The organism is Dethiothermospora halolimnae (assembly GCF_037577855.1).
Classification (GTDB): domain Bacteria; phylum Bacillota; class Clostridia; order Tissierellales; family VENL01; genus Dethiothermospora; species Dethiothermospora halolimnae.
This window is the reverse complement of sequence record NZ_JBAKFX010000124.1, coordinates 1-2,676: the sequence shown is the minus strand read 5'-3', so window position 1 is coordinate 2,676 and position 2,676 is coordinate 1. Positions and strand designations below refer to the sequence as shown.

Genomic DNA, 2,676 nt, shown 5'->3' with positions numbered 1-2,676 from the left:
CCTTGCGAAATGGAGTATGAGAATGATCAAATTTTTGACATTAACTATTTATCCCTATCCAACATTGACTTTAAAGAAGTTAATAAGAGAGCTAAAAAATTAATAGAGAATGAAGTATCTATTAGAAATTTAACTAAACAAAGTATTAGTAGAGTATTAGGGACAGATATAGCAGATAGTGTATTCCAAGCTCCAAAGTCTAAAAATAATGAAGATAATAAAAAACATGGTAATACAATTAAAAAGGTATTTAGCACCCAAGAAGAAGATATAGAATATGAAGGTAATTTCAAGATTATTACTCCTAAAAAATTAGATTTAAATGATTTGACCGATGATTTACCCTTCTAAAATAAAGTTTTGTAAAAAAATAATTTAATTTCTTGCAGGTTTTAAAAGCTAATATAATCCATAAACCTTACTAATAAAGTAAGTTAGAGCCTATTTATTAATATATTTAATGTTGACCAATAAATGAATCTAAGTTTAAAGATGTTCCTAAAAACTAATAATATTTTTATTTTATTAAAGAAGAGAATCGAGTTAATATATTTTAAAGAAGATAAGTAAATATTTATTATTAATTTAACTAGAGAATAGAAGTAAATATATTAACAAGTATTCTTATAGGAACATCAAAGGATTTATTTAATCATTAAAAAAGAGGAAGGTAGTGTCATTAAAAAAAGACAATTATACAAGGAATTATAATAATCTAAAGAAGTATTCTAATTAGTATATAGAATAAAGAAACTAAACAAATTAATTCTTTAATGGACAAGGAGTGGCCAAAGCTAATATTTTTATTCAGCTAACAATAACTAAATTTATAATTAAAATACAACAATTTAAACTATTTAAACTATTTAGATAAATGACAAGGCTTATATTTTAATTATAAGGGCTTTAAAACAATTAAAGGGCTTATGGTATTATTAATAAAACAAATAACCTTAAAAGGCTTATATAGGGTTTAAATAGTTATTTAGTTGCTAAGTTAATATTATTTTGCTACCATAAAAGTAGATTTAATAATTAATTATAAGTGTTGAAATTACTAGGTTATATAACGTTTATAAAGTTATAAAAAAATAAAAAATACATAAAATATAATATAACAAAATGAAAGGAGGAATGTGTTATGCTAAAATTATATAATCCATTTAATTTTAAATTTAATAAAGAGTTATCTAAGCAAGAAGAAATTAATAATAAAAAAAAGAAAGTAGAGAATACATTTAATAGAGAATTATTTATAATAAGTGGAATAGAGAACAAAATGTCTTTTATTTTAACACTAATAGGACTTGTCGGCTACTACAGTTTATGGAATGTAGATAATTTTTATTTCCATACTCTTGTTAGTGGTACAATATTGTCTATAATTTACGGTACAATTTACTATTGGAGTACAAATCATCTAGGAGTGCAGGGAATAATAGATATAACTAAGAAAAGAAATATTTATTATACACCTATAAATGCCCTTCTAACAAATGGAATAGTAAAAAAATGTTTTTTCTTATTAGCACTTTTCCTTATAGGAGAAGATTATAATTCTAATCAATTTTATATAGAATATGCTAGTAATTACTTTGCACATCTAATTGCCTTTGGAACACTGTTTCTAACTATACAAATAGACTATCATTTTAATCACAAAACTAAGTATGATAAATTATTTAAAATATGGAATGAAGCAGTTGAAGAAGAAGAAGAGCTACTACAAGTACAAGAATGTAATCTTTTAGGAGACACAGAAACTAGATATATAGAAGAAGATGATGATATAGTAATTCCACCACCTATCAAAGATAGAAAGAACAAAAATAACAAAACAAAAGAAGAAGATAATATTATTTCTATCAGCAAAATTAGAAAAATAAACAATAAAGATAACAAGAATATAAGAAGACGATTTAGAGACTAGAAAGCCCTAAAAATAGGGCTTTTTTTAATACGTGCTAGAACAAACTTTTTTAACATTTGGGTTATACTTTGGTTATATTTTAATAAAATATAATAATAACAAAATGAAAGGAGGAATGTGTTATGAAAAAATCTATTTTAGCATTAGTAGTATTATTAATATTTACTACAAGTATTACAGTTTTAGCAGAAGCAGAAGAGATAACATTAAAAATAGATAAAACAGAAGTTAAGACTAATATAATTACTAAAGACAATAACGTGTATATACCTTTAAAAGAGACATTCGACAAAATAGGACATTATACATTTTGGGATAAAGAAAATAAATATATAACAATTACAATAGATGCAGGGCTAAGAGAAGGTTTCTTTATTTTCTATGATCCAGATACCAAAACTTGTTATACACCGCTTGGTAAATTTAAAGACAAAGATAATTTAGTAATAATTAAAGATGGGACAAGCTACATGAAGCCTAGTTTTATAGAAAAAACATTCGGATATAAAGTAAAAATAAAACAATAAAAAAGGAGGAAAATTTTATGAAAATGAAAAAATATATAATGTTTATAATAGTTTTAAGCATAATAATTAACTTAGTTTCTTTTAGTGCTTTTGCAGAGGAAATGGTAATAACAGAAACAAAATCTACAATTCCAACAGGAGCATATACATTAGCTTATGGAAATGGACAATATGTAGCAGTAGAATCAAATGGAACAGTATTAACTTCTACCGATGGGG

4 protein-coding genes are annotated in these 2,676 nt (G+C 24.0%); all 4 read left to right on the top strand.

What is annotated here, in order from left to right; translation table 11 throughout:
• Nucleotides 1-351 (top strand): hypothetical protein (locus V6137_RS20775; protein ID WP_425449863.1); only part of this gene is annotated, 351 nt, incomplete at its 5' end.
• Nucleotides 352-1,141: 790 nt separating this feature from the next.
• Nucleotides 1,142-1,930 (top strand): hypothetical protein, encoded by a 789-nt coding sequence (locus V6137_RS20770; RefSeq protein ID WP_425449862.1) that lies wholly within the window; start codon nt 1,142-1,144, stop codon nt 1,928-1,930.
• A gap of 122 nt (nt 1,931-2,052) precedes the next feature.
• Complete coding sequence (locus tag V6137_RS20765) at nt 2,053-2,457, top strand: stalk domain-containing protein (protein ID WP_425449861.1); 405 nt, start codon at nt 2,053-2,055, stop codon at nt 2,455-2,457.
• A 17-nt stretch (nt 2,458-2,474) separates the two neighbouring features.
• A partial coding sequence (locus V6137_RS20760; protein WP_425449860.1) for a hypothetical protein occupies nt 2,475-2,676 on the top strand: 202 nt, incomplete at its 3' end.